The sequence below is a fragment of the Rhodococcus sp. ACPA4 genome, assembly GCF_002300185.1.
Lineage (GTDB): Bacteria > Actinomycetota > Actinomycetes > Mycobacteriales > Mycobacteriaceae > Rhodococcus_F > Rhodococcus_F globerula.
This window is the reverse complement of record NZ_NSDY01000001.1, coordinates 3,570,220-3,596,266: the sequence shown is the minus strand read 5'-3', so window position 1 is coordinate 3,596,266 and position 26,047 is coordinate 3,570,220. Positions and strand designations below refer to the sequence as shown.

25 protein-coding genes are annotated in these 26,047 nt (G+C 60.4%); 15 read left to right on the top strand and 10 right to left on the bottom strand.

What is annotated here, in order from left to right; translation table 11 throughout:
- Positions 1 to 14 precede the first annotated feature (14 nt).
- On the bottom strand, positions 15 to 1,721 hold the full coding sequence (locus tag CJ178_RS16285) for an MFS transporter (RefSeq protein WP_095887132.1): 1,707 nt from the start codon (positions 1,719 to 1,721) through the stop codon (positions 15 to 17).
- 127 nt (positions 1,722 to 1,848) lie between these two features.
- Between CJ178_RS16285 and CJ178_RS16280 the strand changes: the two genes are divergently transcribed.
- Positions 1,849 to 2,298, top strand: coding sequence for a MarR family winged helix-turn-helix transcriptional regulator (locus CJ178_RS16280; RefSeq protein ID WP_165826234.1), 450 nt, complete (start codon positions 1,849 to 1,851; stop codon positions 2,296 to 2,298).
- Between the two features lie 123 nt (positions 2,299 to 2,421).
- Here CJ178_RS16280 and CJ178_RS16275 read toward each other — a convergent pair whose 3' ends face one another.
- Positions 2,422 to 3,186, bottom strand: a complete 765-nt coding sequence (locus CJ178_RS16275) for an SDR family NAD(P)-dependent oxidoreductase (RefSeq protein ID WP_095887131.1) — start codon at positions 3,184 to 3,186, stop codon at positions 2,422 to 2,424.
- Between the two features lie 156 nt (positions 3,187 to 3,342).
- Between CJ178_RS16275 and CJ178_RS16270 the strand changes: the two genes are divergently transcribed.
- From CJ178_RS16270 to CJ178_RS16230, 9 genes are all read left to right on the top strand, one after another.
- Positions 3,343 to 3,864: a DoxX family protein gene (locus CJ178_RS16270; protein ID WP_095888007.1), complete on the top strand. Its 522-nt coding sequence runs from the start codon at positions 3,343 to 3,345 to the stop codon at positions 3,862 to 3,864.
- Between the two features lie 58 nt (positions 3,865 to 3,922).
- A complete protein-coding gene (locus CJ178_RS16265; protein WP_095887130.1) occupies positions 3,923 to 4,654 on the top strand; it encodes a tyrosine-protein phosphatase in 732 nt (243 codons plus the stop codon).
- Positions 4,651 to 6,267, top strand: coding sequence for an AMP-binding protein (locus CJ178_RS16260; RefSeq protein ID WP_233364776.1), 1,617 nt, complete (start codon positions 4,651 to 4,653; stop codon positions 6,265 to 6,267). The genes CJ178_RS16265 and CJ178_RS16260 overlap by 4 nt, the downstream gene beginning before the upstream one ends.
- 170 nt (positions 6,268 to 6,437) lie before the next feature.
- Complete coding sequence (locus CJ178_RS16255) at positions 6,438 to 7,460, top strand: phosphotransferase family protein (RefSeq protein WP_095887129.1); 1,023 nt, start codon at positions 6,438 to 6,440, stop codon at positions 7,458 to 7,460.
- A gap of 31 nt (positions 7,461 to 7,491) precedes the next feature.
- Positions 7,492 to 8,148: a TetR/AcrR family transcriptional regulator gene (locus CJ178_RS16250; protein ID WP_095887128.1), complete on the top strand. Its 657-nt coding sequence runs from the start codon at positions 7,492 to 7,494 to the stop codon at positions 8,146 to 8,148.
- Positions 8,149 to 8,209: 61 nt separating this feature from the next.
- Positions 8,210 to 9,514: an acyl-CoA dehydrogenase family protein gene (locus CJ178_RS16245; protein ID WP_095887127.1), complete on the top strand. Its 1,305-nt coding sequence runs from the start codon at positions 8,210 to 8,212 to the stop codon at positions 9,512 to 9,514.
- Positions 9,511 to 10,254, top strand: coding sequence for an SDR family NAD(P)-dependent oxidoreductase (locus tag CJ178_RS16240; RefSeq protein ID WP_095887126.1), 744 nt, complete (start codon positions 9,511 to 9,513; stop codon positions 10,252 to 10,254). Before CJ178_RS16245 ends, CJ178_RS16240 begins: the two co-directional genes overlap by 4 nt.
- Before the next feature lie 105 nt (positions 10,255 to 10,359).
- Positions 10,360 to 11,121 carry an SDR family NAD(P)-dependent oxidoreductase gene (locus tag CJ178_RS16235; RefSeq protein ID WP_095887125.1) on the top strand — a complete coding sequence of 254 codons (762 nt, stop codon included), beginning with the start codon at positions 10,360 to 10,362 and terminating at the stop codon, positions 11,119 to 11,121.
- A 73-nt stretch (positions 11,122 to 11,194) separates the two neighbouring features.
- Positions 11,195 to 12,172, top strand: a complete 978-nt coding sequence (locus CJ178_RS16230; RefSeq protein ID WP_033236793.1) for an NADPH:quinone oxidoreductase family protein — start codon at positions 11,195 to 11,197, stop codon at positions 12,170 to 12,172.
- Positions 12,173 to 12,227: 55 nt separating this feature from the next.
- On the opposite strand, the gene CJ178_RS16225 is transcribed toward CJ178_RS16230, so the two are convergent.
- Genes CJ178_RS16225 through CJ178_RS16215 form a run of 3 tightly spaced genes read right to left on the bottom strand, consistent with a single transcriptional unit; the run spans position 12,228 to position 14,976 of the window.
- Positions 12,228 to 13,004: a crotonase/enoyl-CoA hydratase family protein gene (locus CJ178_RS16225; RefSeq protein WP_095887124.1), complete on the bottom strand. Its 777-nt coding sequence runs from the start codon at positions 13,002 to 13,004 to the stop codon at positions 12,228 to 12,230.
- Complete coding sequence (locus CJ178_RS16220; protein WP_033236795.1) at positions 13,001 to 13,768, bottom strand: SDR family NAD(P)-dependent oxidoreductase; 768 nt, start codon at positions 13,766 to 13,768, stop codon at positions 13,001 to 13,003. Before CJ178_RS16220 ends, CJ178_RS16225 begins: the two co-directional genes overlap by 4 nt.
- Before the next feature lie 47 nt (positions 13,769 to 13,815).
- On the bottom strand, positions 13,816 to 14,976 hold the full coding sequence (locus CJ178_RS16215; protein ID WP_095887123.1) for an acyl-CoA dehydrogenase family protein: 1,161 nt from the start codon (positions 14,974 to 14,976) through the stop codon (positions 13,816 to 13,818).
- Between the two features lie 115 nt (positions 14,977 to 15,091).
- On the opposite strand from CJ178_RS16215, the gene CJ178_RS16210 reads away from it, so the two are divergent.
- A complete protein-coding gene (locus tag CJ178_RS16210) occupies positions 15,092 to 16,156 on the top strand; it encodes a CaiB/BaiF CoA transferase family protein (RefSeq protein ID WP_033236813.1) in 1,065 nt (354 codons plus the stop codon).
- Between the two features lie 97 nt (positions 16,157 to 16,253).
- On the opposite strand, the gene CJ178_RS16205 is transcribed toward CJ178_RS16210, so the two are convergent.
- The 5 genes from CJ178_RS16205 to CJ178_RS16185 form a co-directional block, all read right to left on the bottom strand.
- The gene (locus tag CJ178_RS16205) at positions 16,254 to 17,405 is read right to left on the bottom strand and encodes a thiolase family protein (protein ID WP_116104650.1); all 1,152 of its coding nucleotides are present in this window, start codon (positions 17,403 to 17,405) and stop codon (positions 16,254 to 16,256) included.
- A gap of 49 nt (positions 17,406 to 17,454) precedes the next feature.
- Positions 17,455 to 18,684, bottom strand: a complete 1,230-nt coding sequence (locus CJ178_RS16200) for a CaiB/BaiF CoA transferase family protein (protein ID WP_033236797.1) — start codon at positions 18,682 to 18,684, stop codon at positions 17,455 to 17,457.
- A 38-nt stretch (positions 18,685 to 18,722) separates the two neighbouring features.
- Positions 18,723 to 20,381: a thiolase C-terminal domain-containing protein gene (locus tag CJ178_RS16195; RefSeq protein WP_095887122.1), complete on the bottom strand. Its 1,659-nt coding sequence runs from the start codon at positions 20,379 to 20,381 to the stop codon at positions 18,723 to 18,725.
- A gap of 102 nt (positions 20,382 to 20,483) precedes the next feature.
- The gene (locus CJ178_RS16190; protein WP_033236798.1) at positions 20,484 to 20,711 is read right to left on the bottom strand and encodes a hypothetical protein; all 228 of its coding nucleotides are present in this window, start codon (positions 20,709 to 20,711) and stop codon (positions 20,484 to 20,486) included.
- Between the two features lie 35 nt (positions 20,712 to 20,746).
- On the bottom strand, positions 20,747 to 21,931 hold the full coding sequence (locus CJ178_RS16185; RefSeq protein WP_095887121.1) for an amidohydrolase family protein: 1,185 nt from the start codon (positions 21,929 to 21,931) through the stop codon (positions 20,747 to 20,749).
- Between the two features lie 400 nt (positions 21,932 to 22,331).
- On the opposite strand from CJ178_RS16185, the gene CJ178_RS16180 reads away from it, so the two are divergent.
- From CJ178_RS16180 to CJ178_RS16165, 4 genes are all read left to right on the top strand, one after another.
- Positions 22,332 to 23,177, top strand: a complete 846-nt coding sequence (locus CJ178_RS16180; RefSeq protein WP_033237262.1) for an NAD(P)-dependent oxidoreductase — start codon at positions 22,332 to 22,334, stop codon at positions 23,175 to 23,177.
- A 105-nt stretch (positions 23,178 to 23,282) separates the two neighbouring features.
- The gene (locus CJ178_RS16175; protein WP_033237270.1) at positions 23,283 to 24,149 is read left to right on the top strand and encodes a mycofactocin-coupled SDR family oxidoreductase; all 867 of its coding nucleotides are present in this window, start codon (positions 23,283 to 23,285) and stop codon (positions 24,147 to 24,149) included.
- A 76-nt stretch (positions 24,150 to 24,225) separates the two neighbouring features.
- The gene (locus CJ178_RS16170; protein WP_033237261.1) at positions 24,226 to 24,975 is read left to right on the top strand and encodes an SDR family NAD(P)-dependent oxidoreductase; all 750 of its coding nucleotides are present in this window, start codon (positions 24,226 to 24,228) and stop codon (positions 24,973 to 24,975) included.
- A gap of 287 nt (positions 24,976 to 25,262) precedes the next feature.
- Positions 25,263 to 26,024, top strand: a complete 762-nt coding sequence (locus CJ178_RS16165) for a FadR/GntR family transcriptional regulator (protein ID WP_033237260.1) — start codon at positions 25,263 to 25,265, stop codon at positions 26,022 to 26,024.
- Positions 26,025 to 26,047: the final 23 nt, after the last annotated feature.

The window sequence follows — 26,047 nt, the reverse complement described above, 5'->3', positions numbered from 1 at the left end:
GATTGAGGAGTGCGTTACGAACTGCTCGTATTGGGTGGCGATGCGGCCGACGTCACGCGATCGCTTCCACTTCCCGAGTATTCCGCGAGGGCCATTTCACGTTCGGCGCCAAGCTTCTCCGAGTGTCGTGGAACATTGACGGTATCCAAGTCGTTTGATGCTGTGTCCAACACGATGTCGGAGAGTTGCTGGATACCTGTTTTGGTTCCGAGGACGGCATTGGGCATGAAAATGGTACAGATCAGGGCGATGACGGCGAACGGAACGGAATAGAGAAATACCTCTCCGACGCCTTGGCCGTATGCAGACTCGACAGTGTTGCGCACCTGATCGGACAAGGCCGGGAGGTTCGGGAGATTACCGTCCGTTAGTCCGCTTGCCGATCGCGCGATGCCTGCTTGCTGTAGGCCCTGCTCGATCTCGGTATCGACTCGAGTGGAGAGGACAGCACCGAACACTGTCACGGCCAGGACACCGCCCAGGCTACGGAAGAACGTGGTGGCGGAGCTGGCAGCGCCGATCTCGAGTACGCTTGCGGAATTTTGTACGACGAGAGTCAGGTTCTGCATCAGCATGCCGAGGCCGAGACCGACCAGTGGTGTGGCCAGGAAAATCACGGTAAAAGGAGTGTCGACTCGCAGGGTCGAGAGCAGGAAAACGCCGACGGTGAGGAGGGAAGCGCCTGTGATCAACCATCGCTTCCACTTACCTGTCCTGCTGATGAGAGCGCCGACGACGGTGGAGGCGATGAGGTTGCAAGCAACTTGCGGCAAGGTGATCAGACCCGCTCCTGTGGCTGTGGCACCACGACTGAGCTGCATGTACTGGCTGAGGAAGATCGAGACGCTGTAAATGACGATGCCGACGGACACGCTGGCCACGACCGCCAACGTGAAGGTCCGTTGCCGGAACATGTGCAGGGGGAGGACGGGGTTCTTCACTTTGCTCTCGACGATCAGGGTTACGACGATCAGCACTACTGCACCGACACCCAGACACCACGACAGCAAGGATTCCCACGCGAATTGCTTGCCGCCCAGCGAGAGCCAGATGAGAAGCGTCGAGATCGCGGCAATGAGCAGAATCGACCCGGCATAGTCGATATTGGTGGCGCCCCTACGTGTCGGCACAATGAGCTTCAACTGGATGACGATCATCGCGATCACTGCAACGGGAATAACGAGGTAGAAGTTCCAGCGCCAGCCGACTGTGTCGGTGACAAAGCCGCCGAGGAGTGGGCCGCCGGCTGTGCCGGTTACGACGACAGCACCGAGGACGCCCATGTACTTTCCACGCTCGCGAGGGCTGATGATGTCAGCGATCGCGACTTGGGAGAGTGCCATCAGTCCGCCGGTTCCGACTCCCTGTATCAACCGCGCTCCGATCATCAGCGTGGGCTCGTGTGCAAATCCGGCGGCGAGTGAACCGGCGATGAAGATAGCGAGTGCGATTTGCAACAGACGTCTGCGATTGAAGAGGTCGGCCAGTTTGCCCCAGATCGGGGTGCTCACCGTGGTCGTGAGCAGGGCTCCGGTGACAATCCAGGTGAGCGTCGATTGATCACCGTGAAGATCGGACACGATACGCGGGAGAGAAGTGTTGACCACCGAGGTCGACAAGATGCCAACCAGCATTCCAATGAGGATGCCGGCGAATGCTTCGTTCACTTGGCGTCGGGACATCGTCGGCGATGAGCCGTTCTCGGCCGTCGTTTCGGTCATGGGATTCCTCGAGAGCTGTGCGATCCGAAAAGTATGTGACGAAAGTCAAACATATATAGTTGATTTAAGCAACTAAAATCGACGGAAGATGTGCAGTGTGTGTCGTGGCAAGATCTATGCTGATCCTGTGAGTTCGACACAACGTGAAGCCGATATCCGCTCGATTCAAGCGGGGATCAGTCAGCTCGTGCGGGGTTCGAGGAAGGCGTTGATCACAAATGTGGCTCTGATAGCGCCCGAGATGGCGCCGGCCGCTTTTGTCATCATGACGCAAATTGCGGACACGTTTCCGGCATCGCCGGCAGCACTGATTGCCGCCACAGGATTGGACAGAAGTGTGGTGAGTCGACATCTCACGGCTCTCACCAGGGACGGCTATCTGGTCTCTGAGCCTGATCCCCATGACGGCCGCGTGGCTTTGTTCTCCCCGACGCCCGATGCCGCGGAGAAGTTCAGTGCGGTCAGTAAGGCGAGGCACGGCTGGACAGCAGACGTGGTATCGGATTGGACGCAGCAGGATGTGTCGGTGTTCGTCTTGTTGCTGGATAGGTTCAATCAATCTGCCTACGGAAATTGAGGACTGTAGCGACCAATGAAAGCAACTGGGCAAGACGAGTATTCGTGGTGTTCGTAATCCGCGGAATCGAAATCGGTGCGCTGTTTCCTCGCATGCCGATTTCGATTCCGTTCTGATCTCGGACTAGACCGGGCCCATACGAATCGCGCCGTCGATTCGGATGGTCTCGCCGTTGATCATGGCGTTGTCGACGATCGCCAGCGCGAGCTTGGCGTACTCCGTCGGAGCGCCCAAACGGGACGGATGGGGGACCTGGGAGGCGAGCGACTCCCTCACTTTGTCGGACAGGCCGCCGAGGATCGGCGTCTCGAAGGTACCGGGCGCGATCGTAACGACGCGTACGAACTTGCGTGCCAGATCGCGAGCCGCGACGATGGTCAGCCCCGCAACGCCGGCCTTGGAAGACGAGTAGGCGGCCTGGCCGATCTGTCCTTCGAAGGCAGCCACGGATGCGGTCATGATGATGATGCCGCGCTCTCCGTCGACCACGTCGTTCTTGACCATGCGGGCAGCGGCCAGTCGCAATACATTGAACGTTCCGACGAGATTTGTACTGATGACATCTTGATAGAGCTCCAGGCTCCCTGGTGTGCCGTCTTTTTCGACCACGCGCAGTTTTCCGCCGCGTCCAGCGCAGTGCACGACTGCCCGCAACGGGGCTTCGCTCTCCGCCTCGGCGAGGGCGGCGTCGACAGCCTCGGGATCACGGACGTCGGCCGGCATGAATGTAGCCAGGTCGCCTAGTTCCTTGGCTACTACTTCGCCGTTCGAGGATGGCAGATCGATGATTACCGTCGGGACGCCGCGGGCTAGGAAAGCCTCTGCGGTCGCCCGCCCGAGGCCGGAAGCGCCGCCGGTAACTGCAGCAGACGCGTTGGTGAGGTCCATGAGGTGTGCCTTTCGATGAGGTGAGTGCGGAATTGGTCGTTTCGAACGAGCCGGGAGGTCCACCCTTGTTTATAACTTAGTTATAGAGGTAATATTTGTCTATTAAACCGGCAGTTCGAGGAGTGATGTGCTGTCGATCAGACGGATGGAGTGGTAGTGAATTCGATCGACACGGGACTGCTGATCCTGCGGGTCTGCTTGGGCCTGACCATGGCCGCGCACGGATACGGGAAACTCTTCCGAGGTGGCCGAATCCCAGGCACTGCACGATGGTTCGAGAGCATCGGCATGCGACCGGGACTGGTGCACGCGTGGTTGGCTGCTGCCACCGAAGTTGCTGCGGGCATCTCTCTTGCGTTGGGCCTGCTCACTCCGTTCGCTGCTGCGGGCTTTGTCGCCCTGATGTTTGTCGCGGCGTGGACTGTGCACCGCGACAAGGGATTCTTCATCGCCGGAGACGGGTGGGAGTACAACATGGTGCTCGCAGTGGGTGCTGTCGTCGTCGCGATCACCGGACCCGGAACGGCAAGCCTCAATAGCCAGTTCTTCGGTGGCGAGTTGTTCGCCGGCTGGGCAGGCGGTCTCACGGCGGCGGTCGGCGGCCTAGTGGCGGCGGGAATTCTGCTCGGAAGTGCCTATCGCCCCGAAGTTGTTGCCGCGGAACCTGCTCGAGGTTGACCGTGAAAACTGTTGAAGGTCAACATGTTAACTGGATCAGTAGTGTCCGGAGTCGCGTGTGACCGGCCGGGGGTTGGTCAATCTCCGGGACGTCGGCGGTTTGCCGCTCCTAGGCAAGGGCGCGACCGCGCACGGCATCCTGTATCGCGGAGACGCTCCTTACCCCGGCGATTCCGTGATTCCCGAAATTGCATTGTGGCCACCCAAGAGCGTCATTGATCTGCGAGGTGCAAGGGAACGTGCTCGGTTCGCCTATGAATGGCCGGTAGGAACCAGCGTGCATCACGTACCGCTTTCTGCCGCTGCGGCCCCCGACGCTCAGCCGAGCGATCTGCCAGTCGTCTACGCGCGCATGATCGACCGCGGCAGTTCCTGGGTGGGTGAACTTCTTGATCTGGTTACCCAGCCAGAGGGCCCAGTTTTGTTGCACTGCACGGCCGGTAAGGACCGTACCGGTGTTGCGGTAGCGGTATTGCTTCTTGCTGCAGGCGTGCGGCCCGAGGCCGTCGTCGATGACTACGCGCGTACCGAGCGGACTCTGCCTGACCTCATGGCTCGATGGTTCGACGTCGGTGTGCGCACCGCGAAGTCGCCGCCGCTTCCGGAGCAGTACATGCACGCGCCGTCCTCGGCGATCGAACCGATCGTCGAACGAATCACCGCAACGCGTGGGGGACCGGCGCAGTGGATGCTCGATCACGGTGCGGATCCTGTCCTGCTCGACATGTGGCGAACTCGACTGCACGGAGTCCCGGTGCCGGCGCTCATCCAACGGGCGGATGGAGCGTGAAGGGTTTGTCGGGTTCGATGTGCACGGCTGAGGTCATCAGTGATCTTAGCGAATTGTGGTACCGAGAGGGTTTTCACACACACCGAAGTTGGGTCGACGTTCTACCCGAGAAATGTGCGGAGAATGCGCTTACCCGAATCGTGTACGTCGGGGCCGACGGCGCGCAGAGCGAGACCACGGTTGGTGAGATCTACTCTGCTGCAGAAGATGTTGCTTCGGCCCTGCGAGGGTACGGCATCGGTTCGGGTGACTCGGTGGCAGTTCAGCTGCCCAGTTGTTTCGAGGCATCGGTAGCCTACGTCGCCGTACTTCTGGCAGGCGCGGTACTGGTTCCGATTGTGCATGTGTACGGCCCGAACGAGGTGCAGTTCATTCTCGAGCAATCAGAGGCGAAGCTGTTCATCCAGCCGAACCAATGGCGCTCGATCAACTACGGTGATCGGGTCGGGGATTATCGGGATATCGTCACCCTCGAACGAATTGTCGTGGTTGGTGACGACGGCCCGGATGGTTGTCTCGCATGGTCGGATTTGAGCACGCATGCGACATACACAGCTCCCGCAGTAGATGCGGACGACATTGCGCTGCTTATCTATACCTCCGGGACCACAGCGGCCCCGAAGGGTGTTCAGCACAGCCATAATTCGCTGCTTTCGGAGGTCAGGTCTGCTTCCCGCTATCTCCGCGGCCGCGACGATTCGGTGCAACTCGTATCCTTTCCGCCCGGACACATTGCCGGCGTCTCCAGTGTGCTGCGCCCTCTTGTACACGGATGGAACGCGGTGTACATGCAGATGTGGGATCCGGAACTTGCTGTCGAACTGATCTCGTCCCATCGGGTGACTGCGACAGGTGGGACCCCATTTCACCTTGCCGGGATCCTCGACGTAGACGGTGTTGCCGACAAGCTGACGACGTTGTCCGACTTCCTCATTGGTGCATCCACGGTGCCGGAGGATCTCGTGCGTCGGGCGCAGAGAGTCGGTATTGCAACTTTTCGTTGCTACGGATCCACTGAGCATCCGACGGCCACATCAGGGTGCGCCGACGATCCCGAGGATGCGCGTTTGGGAACAGACGGCGCACCGATGGACGGGGTACGTGTGCGTGTCGTCGATGAACTCGGCATCGATGTTCCGGTCGGGGGCGACGGCGAGATCATACTTCGAGGTCCGGACCAATTTGTCGGCTATCGCGACAGTAGCCTCAATGCCGAGGCATTCACAGAGGACGGGTGGATGCGGACCGGCGATCTCGGGCACCTGGATGTCGATGGTCGGCTGACGATCACCGATCGTATGAAGGATGTCGTCATCAGGGCTGGTGAGACGATGTCTTCCGGCCAGATCGAAGACGTGCTCGTCACGCACCCGGCGATCCGGGAGGGCGCGATCGTTGCAGCTGCGGACGAACGTTACGGCGAAGTGGTCGCGGCCGTTGTCGTACTTTCTCCGGGCATGAAACTTGAACTCGCCGGACTTCGTGAGCATTTCGCGGCGTCCGGGCTCGCCAGAGTGAAGACACCCGAGCGGCTTGTTGTCGTTGACGAGCTCCCTCGAACAGCGCTCGGCAAGATTCGTAAGGCGGAGCTCCGCTCCGCGCATTTCACCTGAGAATGGTCCGCGGAAGATGCTCTCGGAGTTCAGTCTTCAGATTCCGGGTATATTCCGGGCCCGGTTCTGCTGAGTGGAATGCGTCTATTGACATCGTGCCGAAACCTCAGAATCATGTTCCCAGAATGACAATCTCACTTTTGGATTGTCCGAAATCCGAAGGATCTTCCATGACAACGGAATCCGAACATACCGAACTCCTCGCCGATCTGAGCGTCCGAGCTGGCGATGCCAGTCACAGTTGGCAAACAAATCTCGAGGTTTCCAACGTGCGGCCACTGACCGGCGGAACATCGAGCCTGACCTTCATCGCCGACGTTTCGGGTGGGACAATCGACGAATCTGTCGTCCTCAAGGTTGCGCCTCCAGGACTGGCACCCGTTCGAAATCGAGACGTGCTACGTCAGGGACGTGTCATGCAGGCGTTGCAGGGTGCTGCCGGGGTGTCGACACCGGCAGTCTATTTCGAGGACGCGGGTGATCCTCCTTTCGTGGCAATGCAAATGGTCGCTGGAGAATGTGTGGAACCACTGCTCGATGCTCAACGTCCTCGAGACGGGGCGGCGCGTGCGCAAACACGCGAGAGGTACCTCTCCGCTACGCGGATGCTTGCTCATCTGCATTCGGTCAAGCCTTCCGATATTGGTCTGGGTGACGAGCCGGTGGTGTCGCTGGGCGATGAAATCGACAGGTGGACCAGAGCATTCGAGACAGTTTCGGATGATCTGAGCGGTGACTATCTGCGATGTGCAAAGGCATTGCATGCGACGATGCCAGTCCCGGCGGAACCCGTCGTCAACCACGGTGACTATCGATTGGGTAACACGCTCTGTGAGGGAGACCGTGTCACAGCGTTGATCGACTGGGAAATCTGGTCGGTCGGTGACCCGCGAATCGATCTCACCTGGCTCACCTACTTCACCGATGAGGCCGCCCACCCCGCGGCCTACTCAGAAAAGCCTTGCGGTACACCAACTGTCGACGAGGTTGTCCGGATCTACGAGCAGACCCTGGGTCGGCCAGTCGAGGACATCGAATGGTTTCACGCACTCACGCGGTACAAGGAAGCCGCCGCGACAGCACTATTGATCAAACGTGGACGCAAACGCGGAGCATTGAGCCCGGCATTCCAGAAGATGGAACCCGCACTGCCTGGCCTGCTGACAGAAGCACTCGCGCTGATCGGATATTGATCGCGGCAATCGAAGAACGAGAGCATACGTGATGTCCGAACCACTTCGCGATGTAGATAACGCACCGCCGGTGATCGCGGGTGGGAGTCAACTCCGTCGAGTGCCTAAGCCTGGTCGGCAGGCCTCGTACGACGGCGAGGTGAAGTTACTGATCCGGGCTACCCAGACTGTGATGTTGAGTAAGGGGTGTACCGATCAGCCCAAAATTGCCGAAATCGTCCGCGAGGCGGGAATGTCGAATCAGGCCTTCTACCGGCACTTCCGGAGTCGAGACGACATCATCGTCGCGCTCTACGAGCAGGGGCTCCTGAACATCCATGCCTACCTGAAGTATCGAGTATTCAAGCAATCCGGATTTCAAGGGCGTCTCGCCGCCTGGATCGACGGAGTCTTGGCGCAGATCGAAGATCCTGATCTCTCCGATGTCAGCCGGGTAATCATCTGGAACATGGGCCAGATCGCCAGAACTAAAAGCGAGATCAAGCCAGTCGGACTCAGCCGTATCCGGGATCTACTCTGCGACATCCTTATCGAGGGCAACGTCCCGGACCCCGAACGCACCGCCATGTTCATTCAGACCTTGGTAATGGGCCTGACGACAACATATCTCGAAGCCGATCACACCCCCATACAAGAAGAACGCGAGCATCTGCTGCAGTTTTGTCTCAAAGCCGTAACCGAACACTGAAGTTCGCCCGACCGTGCGTGTCGCTCGAGTGTGAACCCCGTACTAACAAAGGACTCATACGATGTGGAATTTCCAGACCGATCCTGAATTTCAGGCAAAGCTCGACTGGGCGGCGACATTCGTTCGCGAGGAGTGCGAGCCGCTGGACCTGCTCTTCCCTCACCTCGGTCAGCCGTACAACATGGAAAACAAGGCCGCACGGGCCATACTCGGCCCGTTACGAGACCGGGTCAAAGAACAGGGTCTGTGGGCGTGCCATCTCGGTCCGGAGCTCGGCGGGCAGGGTTACGGTCAGCTCAAGCTTGCGTTGCTGAATGAAGTTCTAGGTCGGTCCATGTGGGCTCCAACGGTTTTCGGTACCGCGGCACCGGACACCGGAAACGCCGAAATTCTCGCGATGTACGGAACCGATGCACAAAAGGCGAAGTATCTGCAGCCGCTGCTGGATGGCGACATCGTTTCATGCTTCTCGATGACCGAGCCGCAGGCAGGGTCTGATCCCAAGGAGTTCGTCTGCGCGGCACGCAAGGACGGTGACGAGTGGGTTATCAGCGGCGAGAAGTGGTTCTCGTCGAATGCGCGCTACGCGTCGTTCCTCATCGTCATGGCGGTGACGGACACCGAAGCGTCGCCGTATCGCCGGATGTCGATGTTCGTCGTGCCCGCGGAAACTCCGGGAATCGAGATCGTCCGCAACGTCTCCGTCATGGGTGATCGAGACGAACTCGACGAGGGAACGCACGCCTACATCCGTTACAACGACGTGCGCCTGCCGGCCGACGCGATCCTCGGTGGTCCCGGACAGGGCTTCGAAGTGGCTCAGTCTCGACTCGGCGGCGGCCGCGTCCATCACGCCATGCGCACCGTCGGCAAATGCCAGCGTGCCCTGGACATGATGGGCGAGCGAGTGCTCTCGCGTCGTACGCAAGGCGAGACCCTTGCGAAGAAGCAGATGGTGCAGCAGTTCATCGCCGATTCGGCGATCGAACTCGAGCAGTACCGACTGCTGGTGATCAAGACCGCATGGGTCATCGACAACGAACCACACGGTGCGGCACGCACTTACATCGCCATGTGCAAGGTCGCGATGGCGAAGATCTATCACGACATCATTCACCGCGCGATCCAGATTCACGGTTCACTGGGAGCCACGACTGAAACCCCGCTGCATATCTGGTGGAGCGGCGTCATCTCGATGGGCTTGGCGGACGGACCGACCGAAGTGCACAAGGTTGCCGTCGCACGCGGTGTACTCGCGAACTACGAGCCCACTGAAAACTTGTTCCCCAGCGAGCACATTCCCACCCGATTGGCCGAGGCAAAAATCAAGCATGCCGCTATTCTCGAGGAGCACGGAATCGCATGAGCAATCACTTTTCTCTCGAAGGTAAGGTCGCCCTCGTCACCGGTGGCAGTCGAGGACTGGGACGTCAAATGGTGTTGGCCTTCGCTGAAGCTGGCGCCGACGTCGTGATCACCAGCCGCAAAGCGGAAGCGTGCGCCGACGTCGCCAAAGAGGTAGAAGCCCTGGGCCGCAAGGCTCTTCCGGTGAGCTGTCACGTCGGTAAGTGGAACGAAATCGATGCACTGGTCAAGAAGGCCTACGAGGTGTTCGGGCGGATCGACGTCTTGGTCAACAACGCCGGTATGTCTCCACTCGCGCCGTCGTCGGCTGAAACCAGCGAGGAGCTTTTCGACAAGGTCATCGGCGTCAACTTCAAAGGCCCGTTCCATCTGTCATCGTTGGTCGGTGAGCGCATGGCAGCAGGCGACGGCGGATCGATTATCAACATCTCGTCTTCGGGAGCGCTCTTCCCGCAGCCGCGATTCGGCCCTTACGCCGGCGCGAAGGCGGCTCTGAACACGCTGACGGGAGTATTTGCACGCGAGTACGGACCCAAAGTGCGAGTCAATACGATCTCCGCGGGTCCGTTCTTGACCGACATCTCCAAGTCGTGGGCTGAAGAGAAGCGGCACACTACGCAGAGTGCGATCGGAAGGCCTGGAAACCCCGAAGAGATCATCACTACTGCCCTGTACCTTGCGAGTCCCGCATCCAGCTACACCACCTCGTCATTGATCCGCGTCGACGGCGGCTTGTACTGAACGGCAAAGGCGCGCGTTTACTGAACTCCGGTTCCAGTGAACGCGCGCCTTTCCAGTAGGTGCGCCGCTCAAATTCGTTTCGAATCAACAGATATGGAGTACGTAATGGGAAATCGAAATTTGACTGATCGACGTGTCATCATCACCGGGGGCGCTAGTGGAATGGGCGCCGCGTTAGTCAAAGCGTTCGGTGAATCGGGCGCAAAGGTAGTCTCCTTCGACGTCACAGCGGACGAGGGAGCGCGGATTGCCGCTGAGGCAGGCGCGGAGTTCATTCGGTGCGACGTCACCGACAAGGAATCGGTTGACCAGGCCTTCGCGCGGGGTGTGAAATCCTTGAAGGGCCTCGACGTATTGATCCACGCCGCTGGAATCGCTCCTGGCGCGCCGGCAGAATCCACGCCGCTGTCGATGTGGGAGTCCACTATGGCGGTCAACGCCACGGGGACGTTCCTTACTAACCAAGCGGCATTCGAGTACCTGAAAGATGGAGGCGGGCGCATCATCAACTTTGCCTCCGCAGCAGGTGCAAAAGGCTTGATGGGTAAGGCCGCGTACGCAGCGAGTAAGGGCGCCGTGCTGGGCTGGAGTCGGACCGTAGCGGCCGAATGGGCGCAGTACGGGATTACCGTCAACTCAATCGCTCCGGCAATTCGTACGCCGATGTACGAGACGACGCGGGCGTCGATGACACCTGAGCAACTGGTCGAGCACGACCGGAAAATGACAAACCTGATTCCGCTCGGTGGCAAACTCGGAAACGTCGAGGATCTGGTTCCAGTACTCGAATTTGTTGCAGGCGAAGGCTCACGATTCATGACGGGGCAGATCTTCGCAGTCGACGGCGGGTCGCTCATGGTCAGGTAGCGGGCGGGCGGCAGCGCGACAACACCAAAAGCGGAAAACCCAAGCAAACCCCACTCGGCAGGAAGGCCATAGCATGCGAGCAGCGCGGTGTGAGATCCACGGAGATCCGGACAAGATTGTGATCCGTGAAATACCCGATCCGGTAGCCGGACCGTCGGAGGTGCTTGTGGGAATCGAGGCTGCCGCCGTGAATTATCCGGACGTCCTCATCGCTGCGGATCGCTATCAGGTGACGGTGCCGACTCCGTTCACTACGGGAAGCGAATTCGCTGGGCGGGTGCTGGCAGTCGGAGCCGAGGTCACGAACTTCGTACCTGGGGATGCCGTGATGGGCACGGCATTCGGCGGTGCATTTGCGGAGCAGATCACCGTTCCGCACACCGCACTGTCGCCGGCCCCTGCAGGGTTGGACATGATCCATGCCGCAGCATTCAACGTCACTTACCGAACCGCATACCACTCTCTGACGACATTCGGAGATATGAAACCTGGGAACTGGGTGGTGGTTCTCGGCGCCGCTGGTGGTGTGGGCACTGCCTGTATCGACATCGCGACTCGTCTCGGAGCTAAGGTGATCGCCGCAGTGTCCACCGCGGAACGCGCTGAAGCCTGTCGTGCGCTCGGCGCCGTGGAAACGATCGCCTACGACGACGAGGATCTCAAACTGCGGATCAAGGAAATCACCGGCACGGGTGCTGATGTGGTGATCGATCCGGTGGGTGGTGCGTACTCGGAGCAAGCGATTCGAGCGATCGGGTGGGGCGGGCGCTATGTCTGCCTAGGTTTTGCGCAAGGTGATATTCCGCGGATCCCGATGAATCTAGTTCTCCTGAAAGGCGCGATCCTGCGAGGGTTCGAGATTCGTACGCTCGCCGCTCATCTACCGCAAGCTGTCGAGGAGGGTCGCAAGGAGATCGAACGTCTTGTCGGACAAGGAATGAAGCCCTACGTCTCCGAAATCTACACACTCGATGAAGTGCCGCTCGCCTTGACTCGTATGTCGGAACGGCTCACTACAGGCAAACTGGTCATCGACATGACCCGGCGTTGATACCAGCCGATGCCTACGACTGCTTTCGAGTGGCCGTAGGCATCGGCCATTTTTATTACCGGCCTTGCCAGTTCGGCGTTCGACGCTCCGAAAATGCAGCCGCGCCTTCGCGCGCATCAGCGGAAGCGAAGACCGGATCCGTGTATGTGTTCTGGCGCTCGAAGGCTTCCGAATCGGTCCAGGTCCGTGATTGAAGCGCCAGAGCCTTGCTGGCGCGCACCGCCAGCGGAGCGTTTGCACTGATCGCTGTTGCCAAAGCGCGTGCGCCTTCCGCCGCGGAACCGTCGTCAACCACTCGATTGACCAGGCCATGCGTGAGCGCAGTCTGCGCGTCGATCGGTTCGCCGGTGAGCAGCATCTCGAGCGCGACAGCGCGGGGCAGGGTTCGGGGAGCACGGAAGATTCCGCCGGCGCGCGCGGCAAGGCCGCGCTTTACCTCGGGAAGTCCGAACTTGGCACCACTGCCCGCGACGACCAGGTCACAGGCCAGAACCATTTCGAATCCTCCGCCCAGCGCCCATCCTTCGACCGCGGCGATCAGGGGCTTGGCCGGTGGCGCTTCGACGAGGCCGCCGAAACCGCGGCCCTGAACCACTGGCCGCTCACCGAGCTGAAATCTCTTCAAGTCCATTCCCGCGCAGAATGTTCCGCCACTGCCAGTGAGAATTGCAACCGACAGATCCGGGTCCTCGTCGAGACGAGTCAACGCCGCGGCGATCTCGGTCGCAGCGGCCAGCGTCATCGCATTGCGTTGTGCAGGACGGTTGATGGTGATCGTGAGAATCCCGGCATCAGCTTCCACGAGCACGTCGGCCGTTGTCAGTGCGTTCATCGAGGCGCCATCCGGATCGCGCCGTCCAGTCGAATAGTCTCACCGTTCGCGTACGAATTCGTCAGGAGTGCAGTGGCCATTGCCGCATAGTCCTGCGGGCGACCCAGTCGCTTCGGGAAGGGCACGCCTGCGGCAAGGCCCTCACGGATGTCCGAGCGAAGTCGCGCGAGCATGGGAGTGTCGAACAATCCCGGAGCGATCGTGTTGACTCGGATCCCGAAGCTTGCGAGATCGCGTGCCGCGACGAGTGTCATGCCGTGAACGGCGGCTTTCGATGCGGTGTAGGAGGTTTGGCCGATCTGACCGTCGAATGCAGCCACCGATGCAGTGAGCACGATGCTGCCTCGCTCACCGTCGAGGGGCTCGTTGCGTGCCATCCTGGCTGCGGTGCAGCGGAGGACATTGTAGGTGCCGATGAGGTTGATCTCGAGGACGTTGCGGAAGCTTTCCAAGTCGTTCGGATTGCCTTCCTTGTCCAGAATGCGTAGACGATCGCCGCCGCGTCCGGCACAGTGCACGACTCCGCGCAGGGGGCCGATCGCCTCGGCAGCGTCGAGTGCGGGACCGAATGACGCCTCATCGGTGATATCGATCGGCGCAAAGACGGCCGCGTCGCCCAGGCGTGCTGCGGTCGCTTTTCCGTCGGACTCGGCAAGATCGGCGATCACCACGCGCGCACCGGCCTCGACGAGAACGGTGGCCGTTGCTTCACCGAGGCCGGAGGCTGCTCCGGTAACCAGGAATGTGTTGTCTCGCAATTGCATGTGTCAGGCTTTCTTCGGAAGGGGAGGGGAGGATCGAGGGGTGTGTGTCATGAGGAGAATCGGGCGGCTACGTCGCGGCCGATGATTTCTTTCATGATTTCTGTTGTGCCGCCGACGATGGTTTGCACTCTGGCGTCGGCGTAGGCACGTGAGATCGGGTACTCGTCCATGTACCCGTATCCGCCGTGCAACTGCAGGCATCCGTTGACGACGCGATTCTGCAACTCGGTGGACCACCACTTGGCCTTCGCTCCGAGGGTAGCGTCGAATGTGCCGTCGTTGTACGCGAGAATGGACTGCTCCAGGAACGTTCGTGTGATGTCTACTTCGGTCGTCATCTCCGCAAGCCGGAATCGCGTGTTCTGGAGGTCGATGATGCGTTGGCCGAATGCCTTTCGCTCGCTGGTGTAGCGGCCCGTCCACTCCAGTGCCGCCTCGGCCGCGCACAGGGCGCGCCATGCAATCGACAGGCGTTCGAGTGGAAGCTGCGCCGTCAGGTGGTGGAACCCACGTCCTTCCTCACCGACGAGATTAGACGTAGGGACACGCAGGTTATCGAAGGCGATCTCGGCCGTGTCCTGGGCGTGCAAGCCCAGTTTGCGCAGCTTGCGACCCCGTACGAATCCGTCGGTGGTGGTGGGTACGAGGATGAGCGACAGTCGGGGGCGTCCATCGACCTCGCCGGTACGTGCGGCGACGAGAACTAGGTCGGAAGAGAATCCACTTGTGATAAATGTCTTGGAGCCGTTGATGACCCAATCGTCGCCGTCTCGCACCGCCGACGTCTTCATCGCACGGAGGTCGCTGCCGGCCGAGGGCTCCGACATGGCAATGGACGTGACGATGGAGCCCTCGGCCATCCCGGGGAGCCACTCTTTTTGCTGTTCGGCCGTCCCGAATGTCGTCAGGTACGACGCGACGATATCCTCGTTGATCGAGAACCCGGAAGCGAGGGATGCCGCTCCGACTGCGGCAAGTTCCTCCTGGATCACACAGCGGAAGCGATAGTCCTTCATTCCGCCTCCGCCGAGGTCTTCGGCGATTCGGATACCGAGAATTCCGTGTGCGCCTGCGGATTTCCATACGTCGCGGCCAGTGCTTGCGTCCTCCTCCCATCGGTCGAGGTTCGGGGTGACTTCACGCTTCACGAATTCGCGCACCAGTGCGCGGAACTGGTTGTGGTCATCGTCGTAAAATGGTTGAGGCACTTGGCTTCTCCTAAGTTGATCGGTAATACTCGTGCTCGGCGTCCAGTTTGTCGACATGGGCGAGCCTGCGGTTCAATCTACCGACAGACTAATTTGAAACCAAGGGATGGATGACATGAAATCTAGTGCGCCGCTTAGTGGTCTGCGAGTTGTCGAGTTTCTCGGATTGGGACCGTCTCCGTTCGGTTGCATGCTGCTGGCCGATTTGGGAGCTGAGATCCTGACCTTGCGCCGCCCCGGATCGGAGATACCGGCGTTGGTGCGTAACCGGTCGACGATGGAAGTCGACCTCAAAGATCCAGACTCGATTCGGTTCGTACACAATGCCATCGGATCTGCTGATGTCTTGGTGGAAGGGTTTCGTCCCGGTGTCATGGAGCGTCTCGGATTGGGTCCGGATGATCTCGCCGCTGTCAACAATCGTCTGATCTATGCCCGGATGACCGGATGGGGCCAGACGGGTCCGCTTGCGTTCACCGCCGGGCACGATATCAATTACATCGCACTGACAGGTGCGCTGCACTCCGCCACCAGAGCGGGTTCGGTGCCCATGCCGCCGGCTAACCTTCTCGGTGATTTCGGTGGCGGCGCAATGTATCTCGTCACAGCGATTCTGGCAGCTGTCTTCGAGCGCGACCGGACCGGCACGGGGTCGGTTCTCGATATCGGGATTCTCGACGGCACCAACTATCTGACCTCGATGCTTCACGAATACCGCGCGACTGGACGGTGGTCCGACGAACCCGGTACGAATCGGCTGGACACAGGCGCTCCTTACTACGATGTTTATCCCTGCGCTGACGGTAAGTTCGTGGCTGTAGGAGCTCTGGAAGATCCGTTCTTCGATGTGCTCCTCGAGGTCCTCGGGCTCGAACCCGAATTGGCCCAGGGTAGGCACGATCCCCAGGCGTGGCCTGCTCTTCGAGATCGAATTGCGGCGGCCGTCGCGACGAGAACCCGTGACGAATGGGCTGACCTCGCCGGCCACACCGACGCATGCTTGACGCCGGTTCTCAGCCTGGCGGAGGCGCCGCACCATCCGCACGTTGCCGCACGGGGCATCCTCGTCGCCGAGGACGGTGATGCATGGACTCCGCGACTGCCGATCGGATACTCCGACGCCGCTAAGCCAGTAGACGACATCCTCCGGTTGTGGGGTCAAGGGACGGCGGGCCCGTAAATCTCTGTGCCGTATTGGTTTCACCGTCCCGATGACTGACAACCGTCATCGGGACGGTTCGTAAGTGCGCAAGATCAAACGGCGACCACGGTCCGCGTCACTCGACGAGTTCGTAGATCGTTGCGTTGGCAGTTCCGCCGCCCTCGCAGATGGTCTGCAACCCGTATTTGAGTCCGCGATCGCGCATGTGGTGAACGAGCCGGGTTGTCAGGATCGCCCCCGACGCGCCGAGGGGGTGTCCCACCGCGATTGCGCCACCGAGTGGATTGATGCGTTCGAGATCCGCACCGAGTTCGATCTGCCATGCCAGCGGAACCGGCGCAAACGCTTCGTTGATCTCGATTGCGCCGATGTCGTTGATTCCGAGACCGGCACGGGCGAGAACTTTCTGCGTGGCGGGAATGGGAGCAGTGAGCATCATGACGGGATCTGCACCGACAACCGAGCCGGCGAGCAGACGAACGATGGGGACCAGCCCCAACTCTGCGGCCTTTTCCGGCGTCGTGATCATTACTGCCGATGCGCCGTCGGAGATTTGTGACGCGTTTCCGGCGTGGATCACACCGTCGTCGCGGAATGACGGCTTCAGCTTGGCAAGCGTCTCCGGCGACGTTCCGCGCCGCAGACCTTCGTCGACAGCGAGCTGTGCTTCGCCGATGTCTACCGTTACAAGTTGTGAGTCGAACGCTCCGCCGTCGATTGCCTTGGCTGCGAGTTCATGAGATCTGGAGGCGAACTCGTCAAGCATCTGACGCGAGAGATTCCACTTCTGGGAAATCAGTTCCGCGCCGATTCCTTGGTCGAGCTTGTCGACGTCGTATCGGTCGAGAACGGTTTGACCATAAGGGAAGCCGGAAGCTCGGGCTGCGCCGAGTGGAATTCGAGACATCATCTCGACCCCTCCCGCGACAGCAATATCGTAGGCGCCCGACATCACCGCGTGGGCCGCTGATTCGATGGCCTGTTGACCTGATCCGCACGCACGGTTGACGGTGACAGCCGGTACGCTTTCCGGCCAGCCCGCCGCCAAGGTTGCGAATCGCGCGACATTGCTGGACTGGTCACCGAGTTGAGTGACGCAGCCCCACATGACGTCGTCGATCAACGACGGGTCGACTCCGGTCCGTCGGATCAGCTCATTGAGCACCAAAGCGGATAGATCAACTGGGTGGACGCTGCTCAACGACCCGTTCCGCTTGCCGATCGGCGTGCGTACCGCCTCGACGATGACGGCTTCTCTGATTCGCATGCTGTTTTGACTCCTGTCGTTCAAGCGGATGGATTGTGTTGGGCGCCAGCTAGGTAACGGCTCCGGCGATCTTGAGTTCGATGAGTCGTTCATCGTCGAAGCCGAGCTCGCGCAGAATGTCGTCGGTGTGCTCGGCGAACTGTGGGGCGCGGGTCATCTGCACTGGGGAATTATCAAATTTGACTGGATTTGCGACGAGTTTCTGCGGCACGCCGTCAGCATCTGTGACCTCGACGATGCGGCCGTTGGCGACGAGCGATTCGTCGTGACCCAACTCCCAGCTGTTCTGCACGGGAGCCCACGGTCCGCTGAGATTCGTGAGGACTGCGGTCCACTCGTCGTAGGGGCGCGAGGCGATCGCGTCGGCGAACCAGCCGGTGATTTCTTCACTGTGCTCGGTGATGGACTCCATGGTCTGGAATCGGCTGTCCCCGGCGAGATGCTCGAGGCCCAGAGCGGTCACGAACTCGTTCCAGAACTTTGTGGGCTGGAGCATGGAGAATTGCAGCCAGCGGTTATCCGAAGTGCGATAGGAGCCGGTCAGAGGATTTCCTGCCGCGGCGGACTTCTTGCGTACCTTGGGTAGTGGTCCGCCGGTGAACAGCGCCAGGTTGACCGTGAACTGTGTAGCCCAGGCACCTACTCCGAGTAGGGAGACGTCGACAACCGATGGCTCGCCGGTGCGTTCACGGCCGGCGATCGCGGCTGCGATACCACCCGCGATGGTCATACCACCGATGTTGTCGCCGTAAGCGCCTGCCGGCATGAACGCCATGTGTTCGGTATCCGGCGGCATCAGGCCGTCGGCACTGCCACCGCGAGCCCAGAATCCGGTCGCGTCGAATGAACCACTGTTGGCGTCGGGACCTTCGCTGCCGAAACCGCTCCCGGTGACGTAGATGATGTCGGGATTGATTGCCCGGATTTCTTCGAGCGTCAAACCTAGCTTGGTGCGCAGGCCGGGCAGGTAGTTGGTGAGGAACACGTCGCTTCGGCGTACGAGTTCGGTGAGAACCGTGCGTGATTCAGGATTCGCGAGGTCGATGCCGATGCTGCGTTTGCTGCGGTTCGGTCCTTCCATAATCGGTGCGAACGACGACCCAGGGCGGTTGGCGTCGTAGCCGAGAACGCGGACGAGTCCTCGCTGCGCGTCTCCGTTCACGGCGTGTTCGACTTTGGTGATGTCGGCACCCCAGTCCGCGAGCACAGCCGCGGCAGCGGGCACAAATGTGTATTGGGCTACTTCGAGGATGCGGATACCTTCGAGTGGTCGTTGCATGTCAGCTCCTGATGATGGGAGGTTCGGGGTGAGTGGAATCAGTCGGCGCGCAGCAAAATTGCTCCAGATGGCACTCCGCCACCCGAGGTAACTACTGCGACGCGTGGATCTGTGACTTGACGGCCAGGTGCTTGCCGGCGAAGTTGCAGCACGGCCTCTCGGAAGAATCCGTAACCATGGGTCCGACCGGCAGAAAGCTGGCCTCCGTGCGGATTGAGCGGTAGACGCCCGTCGATCGCGATACCGCGGCCACCGTCGATGAAGTCCCCCGCGCCGCCGAATTCGCAGAACCCGAGGGCTTCCAGCCAGGACAACGCATTGAAAGTGAACCCGTCGTAGAGCAAGGCGACGTCGACGTCATCCGGCCGCAGGTCGGTGCGACTCCACAAATGCGCGCTGGGTCCGAGAGATTGCGGTAAATGGGTAAGAGTGCCTTGATCCCAGGAGAGATTTTCCATCATCTGAGTACCGACAGCCTCGACGAACACGGGCTTGTGGCGCAGGTCCTGCACGGTGTCGACGGCCGAGACGATGACCGCTACCGCGCCGTCGACGGGAACGTCGCAGTCGTACAGGCAGAACGGTGTGGAGACCGGGCGGGCGGTGAGGTAATCCTCCATGGTGATGGGGGTGCGGTATACGGCCTCCGGATTAGCGGAGGCGTTGTCGCGGGTATTTACGGCGATTGCCCCGAGAGCGTCCTTCGCATCGCCGTAGCGGTGGAAGTAGTGCGACGCTTGGCAGGCAATCCAGTTAGCCGCAGACATCGCGCCGAAAGGATGACGGAATTCGAACATGTCCGTGGCTCGGCCGGCGCCGGACGCCCAAGCGCCGGAGCGGACGAGTTCCGAGTGCGAGGATTCCCACACCGTTCTGAAACACAGCACGTGCCGGCATAGTCCTGAGGCCACCGCAAGCATCGCGGCCACGATCGATCCGTTCTGCCCGGGTAGTTCACCGCCTGCGTTGACCCAGGTCGGACGTATCCGCAGTGCTTGCTCGACGGGCATGATTCCGCCTTCGGACATGCCGCCGACGGATCTGCCTGGGTAGGTGGACAATCCGTCGATGTCATCGAGCGTCAGACCGGCATCGGTGACGGCGGCCAAGCATGCATCGACAGTGAGTGAGAGCGGGTCGGCCATGAGTCGGCGGCCGATTTTCGACTGTCCGACCCCGCTGATCGCGACCCGATCCTCGAACCGGTTGGTGCTCACCGGTTGGCGCAGCCGGGATTTGTAGTTTTCGGGTTCGGGGAGCGGGCCGGGCTCGTCGGCATCGGGATCGATCTCGAAGAGCGGCAACCAGATTGATTCCTCGACCTGCTCGAATACGACACGGACTCGAGTACCGACCTGGACATCAGTTGGCTCACACCCGACGATATTCGTCGTCAGGCGCACCTGCGGATCTTCCGCCAACGCGACAATCGCAATGACGTACGGCGGCGGGAAGTTCGGAAGCCACTGTTGGACATTGATCGTCACGCCGACGACAACAGCCTTTCCCGATACTGGATGCAGGGGGAGCTTGCGACCATGACAGTCCGGGCACAGCACCGACTGTGGATGTGTGCGTTTACCGCAATCCGAGCATTGGGCGATCCGCAGGATGCCATCGGCGCCCGAGGCCCAGAACTCGGCGCTTGCCAGTGTCGGCTGGGGCAGTGGCCGGCCGGTATCCACGATGGGACTCACGTGTTCTCCGCTCGAAGTTGCGATTTCGTTGCTCGTCGTTGGCACGGGACACCGCTGACCTGTTGGTGCCGGCGCCGCTGCAGGGTGTCGGATTTCACAGCGTTACAGGGTATTCGGTGCACGATGGCGATCCCGGATGGCAACCATGGCAGCGATTCTGCGCCGCCGGTCGGAGTGGCTGAACAGGCCGGCGTCGGCGTCATCCGGAGATTCGAGGCGTTCTTTCTCGGCTTTGATCTCCGCGTCCAGTAATTCGCCTGCCAGGTCTCGCGTGAGCAGGTCCTGGTCGACCCAATCATCTTCTGGGAACTGCTCGATCAGTTCTTCCATGGCATTCCTCCCGGTTTCTCGGTCGCGGCAGTGGTTTAGGTGCGGGGAAAGTGCAGCAGGGCACGGGCATTGGTTTCGACCATCTTCTCGACTTCGTCATCGGGAACATCGATCATCGCGTCGTGTACTTTCTTGCGACTGTTCGGCCAGTTCGAATCCGAGTGCGGGTAGTCACCCTCCCAGGTGATGTTGTCGATACCGACGTCGTGACGGTTCTTGATACCGAAGTTGTCTTCGATGAAACAACCGAAGAGATGCTTGGAGAACAACTCCGACGGACGCACTGTTTGGTTGATGTTCTGGTAGAACCGGTGCTTCTCCCACGTCTGATCCATCCGTTCGAGCATGTACGGAACCCAGCCGATCCCGCCCTCGGAGAGCAGGAACTTCAACTTCGGATGGCGATGGAAAACCGGGGAGAACAACAGATCGGCGGTCGCGTACATCGAGTTGCACCCGAAGAGCGCCGTCATCACGGCCATCGGGGCTTCGGGGGCGGTGATCGGGGCCTTACCCGAGGTGCCGAAGTGCACGGTCAACGGGATGTCGACATCCTCACACGCCGAGAACAGCGGATCCCAGTGATCGGTATGGAACGACGGAAGTCCCAGCGGTACAGGATTTTCGGGGAAGGAAATCGCTTTCGCGCCCTTGGCGGCGGTGCGGTAGACCTCTTTGACGCATTCCTCCACCGACCACAGCGGCAGGATCACCAGCGGGATCAACCGGTCCGGGGCGCTCGCGCACCATTCGTCGATGTGGTAATCGTTCCAGGCCTTGACCGAGAGCAACGCCAACTCCCGGTCCTTGCCTTCGAGGAAGACCGTTCCGGCGAATCGGGGGAATGAAGGGAAGGACAGTCCGGCTTGGACGCCGTCGATATCCATGTCCAGCACACGGGCTTTCGGGTCGAAGCAGCCGGCGATCATGTCCTCGTACCGGGTGGGTTCGGCGCCGTATTCCTCGGGTTTCTTCCCTGCCACCGCGTTGAGTCCGATGTACGGGTAGACACGGTCTTCGTAGATCCACACTTCGGCGAGTTTGGTGCCGGCATCACCGCGGGCGCCGTCACCGGCGTGCACCGATCGCGGCATCACCTTCTCGATGATCCGGGGTCCGGCGTCGAGGAACTTCTTCGGCAGACGATCCGACCAGAGCTTCGGATGCTCGATCAGGTGATCGTCGGTGGAAATCAGATGCATGTGGTTCTGCAGGGGCATGAGTCCTCCGGGGGTACCCTCAACGCACGCGAAAGGGATAACTTGTTTACCTATGTGGACGGTAGCATGCACTGTTGCCCACGTCACTACTGAATTCCACCCTGCGGATCGGTAGTAGTCAGTTGCACTATCCAGCAACTTCGTACACTCGATCTCGACCCGTGGCGGGAATGCTATCGATCCTTTGCCGTGATGGAGGACACATGGTAGAACTAGTTCACTTATTACTAGTTCAGCCGCCTGGATTCCGATCAATTCGAGATGCCGGACGACGGCACATTCGCCCTCAGTCCTACCTGCGTGTCTGCCGTGAGTGCAGCGAAGATTGTCGCCCATCTGCGTTGACTCGGCGACGCTGACACGTGCGGCACGGACTGTCCTCGAACAATGGAGCAAATGAATGACTCTGCCTGATATCGGATTCATCGGGGCCGGCCAGATCGGCGAACCGATGGTCGAGAAGTTCCTCGCTACGGGCCGACGCACGGCCGTCTATGCCCGACGCGTGGAGGTTCGGGATAGGTTGGCCGGACGTGGCGCAATTATTGCGGCGCATCAGGAGGAGCTAGCGGCTGCTCCGGTAGTGGTCACCTGCCTGTTCAGTGATGCGCACGTACTCCAGGAGTGCACGCCGATCATCGAGAAGATGAGTCCGGGATCCCTGTTCATCTCACACACGACGGGGAGTCCGTTGATGATCCAGCGACTCCGCGACATCGGGCACAAGGGTGGGGTATCAGTGGTGGAGGCGCCCTTCAGTGGGAAGCCTGAGGATATTCGTCGTGGGGAATTGACAGTGCTGCTTGCGGGCGACGACGATGCTGTCGATGTTGCAGCCGGCGTTGTTGCGGCGTATGCGTCGAATATTCACCGGACCGGTCCGTTGGGTACAGCGCTGGCCGCAAAGCTACTGAACAATGCTCTGTTCGCAGCGTGTTCTCAACTTACGCTTTCGGCCCTTGCCGCAGGACGATCCCTCGGATTGGATGAGAACAAGCTTCTCGACGTACTTGCTGTAAGTAGCGGAGGCAGCACTGCCGCGCGTTACGTCGCTGCGTCCGAACAGGATGCACAGACCTACAGCGCCCGATTGCCCCGCTATCTGCGAAAGGACCTTGCCTCCGTCAGGACTGTCACCGCGGATCTGGGGATCGATATCGAGGATCTTCTTGCCGCGGCCGAACGCGGACCGATGGACCTCGACGACCGCGTACAGGCCGACGGACTCGAGAAGTCGCGGGCTTGAGGATAGCTAGGCGCCGGCGATGACACCGCATCTGCGATGGTCGGCCACTGCACTATGTGGGATCTCGAAATCAGCTTGAACGAATACGTGGAGAAGGAGTCGGAAATGGCCGGAAGTTTGTCGGGTCGAGTAGCTTTCGTTACAGGTGCAGGTCAGGGTCAAGGCCGTAGTCATGCGGTCAAGTTGGCCGAGGAAGGCGCCGACATCATTGCGATCGACATCTGTGCACAGATCGAATCCGCAACGCATACCATGGCCACTGAGTCTGATTTGGACGAGACGACTCGGCTGATCACCGCACTCGGTCGCCGGGTTCTGCCGCGCATTGCAGATGTACGTGATCGCTCCGCACTCATCGCCGCGGCCCAGGCCGGTTACGACGAGTTCGGACGTATCGATGTGGTCGTAGCGAACGCAGGTATCTGCCCACTCGGTCCGGACGTCGCCGCGTCGGCTTTCCTCGACACGGTATCGGTGGATCTGGTCGGTGTTGTCAACACCGTCGAAGCCGCGTTCCCCTATCTACGTGCGGGTGCATCGATAATCTGTACCGGATCGATGGCAGCGATGATGTCCCAGACGATGACCAGTCCTGAGGCCGGCCCCGGTGCCGCGGGATACGCGTACGCGAAGCGGGGTGTGGCGCGATTCGTCCACGACGCAGCCTTGCAGTTCGCCCCGCTGTCGATCCGGGTCAACGCAGTGCATCCCGGAAACATCGACACTCCCATGCTTCAGAACGACGCTATGTACAAGGTGTTCCGTCCGGATCTACCCAACCCGACTCGGGAGGACGCCGAGCCCGCATTCGGTATCGCACACCAACTTCCGGTCGTCACGATCGATCCGCGTGACATCAGTGAGGCTGTGTATTACCTGGCTTCGGATGCAGCGCGGTACGTGACCGGTCAGCAGCTCAAGGTCGACGCCGGGGCTTTGTTGGTCAGCACGTCCTCCGGCGCCCCTGCCTGAATTAGTCAGTAAAGCTCAATTTTACTTGAATCGTGGCGGGCGGCGTCAGAATTACGGCAGCGTGGAGGAGAACGAAGTGGACCTGTCTCTCGAAAACAGGCGTGTATTGATTACCGGTGCCGCCACCGGAATCGGAGCGGCTGCAGTGCAAGTGCTCGCTGCATCCGGGGCTCGGGTGGTGGGCACCTTCCACAACACCGAACCCGATACCGAGTCGGCAGCAACCTGGATTCGGTGTGACGTGACTGATCAGTCGTCGGTGCAACAAGCCGTGGCAAAAGCAGTCGCAGCGTTGGGCGGTCTCGACGTACTGATCCATGCGGCAGGCAGTTGGCAACTGGGCGCGCCGGGACACATCGACGCAGAGAACATCCGAACCATGATCGACGTCAATTTCAGTTCAACGGTCTTCGCAAATCAGGCTGCGTACGAAGTGATGAAAGAATCCGGCGGCCAGATCATCAACTTCGGCTCCAGCGAAGGAGTTTCGGGAAGCCCGGTCTCGGCGACCTATGCGGCAGCGAAGGCTGCGGTGCATTCGTGGACGCGGTCGGTGGCCAAAATGTGGGGTGCGGATGGCGTGACAGTCAATGCGCTCGCGCCGGCTGTCCAGACGCCGGGCGCCGACCGCAGGCTCGGCACCATGAGTCCGGAGGCGATCAAGCAGTACGAGCAGCAGTTGAAGATGGTAATTCCCCTTGGGGGCAAGCTGGGCAATCCGGTGTCGGACCTGGGGCCGGTGTTGGCATTCCTGTCGAGTGACGCGGCGAAATTCATCACGGGTCAACTACTTGCGGTTGACGGTGGATTGATGATGATCGGCTAGTAGCGCCCCGCCCGCCATGTGCTCGTGCGTCTCGGACCGACTGCGGCACGTCGCACGTAATGTGATGGGCCTCAGTGAGTCCGCGTTCGGCAGGCGGCGACGGTGTCCGGCCTTGGATTTCGAGTTCGAAGAACCTTTGGCAGAAACTCGTCGATGGGATCGATGATGCACTGGTACGGATATCAGGTAATGCCAACCAGGCGGGCTAGAGTTGTCATGTCAGTGACGGGGAGAGGATCGGTGAAGGCGTGCACTCTCAATTTGGGGGAGGGGCCACGCATTCGAGCGTGCGTGTACCCAAGGCTTCGGAGCGAATTGCTGATCGTCTGCGCGGACAGATCGTTCGAGGCGAGATTCTCCCCGGCGGTATGCTTCCAACGGAGAAACGGATGGTCGAAGATCTGGGCGTCTCTCGGCCGACGCTTCGTGAGGCCTTTCGTATTCTCGAAAGCGAGGGCTTGATCACGGTACTGACCGGAGCTCGAGGCGGACCTCAGGTGCGCTTACCTGACCTAAGCGTTGCGTCCAGGCATATCGGACTGTACTTGCAGACTCGCGGTGCAACTCTTGCGGATCTGCTCGAAGCGCGAGCGGAGTTCGGTGCCATCTGCGTGCGATTGCTGGCAGAGCGCTGCACCCGAGAAGGCTTGGAGGAGTTGACGGCCTGCGTCCGAGAGCAGTATCGAGTGTGGGAGGCAGGCGTCGATACTGGAGCGGACTTTGCGCGCTGGGTATCGCTCACCGGAGACTTCCATAATCTCATCGCGCTGCATTGCCGGAACAAGACACTCGAGGCGCAATCCAAGTCATTGGCGGACGTACTCGGAGCTCATCGCGTCGTGAGTATCCAACGTCGAGCAGATCCCGATGCGGTTGCGGACACGTCGTACATTCCCGGTGTGATCGCGGACTACGAGAAATTGGTCCGATTGGTCGAAGCAGGAAACGCGGCTGCGGCGGAAAAGCACTGGCGAGCGCACCTCTACGGTGCTGCGGAAGTCGTTTATCGCAATCGCGAACGAGATTCGATCATCAGCCTGTTCGATTGAGCTTGCGGCCTCGGCCAGATCTG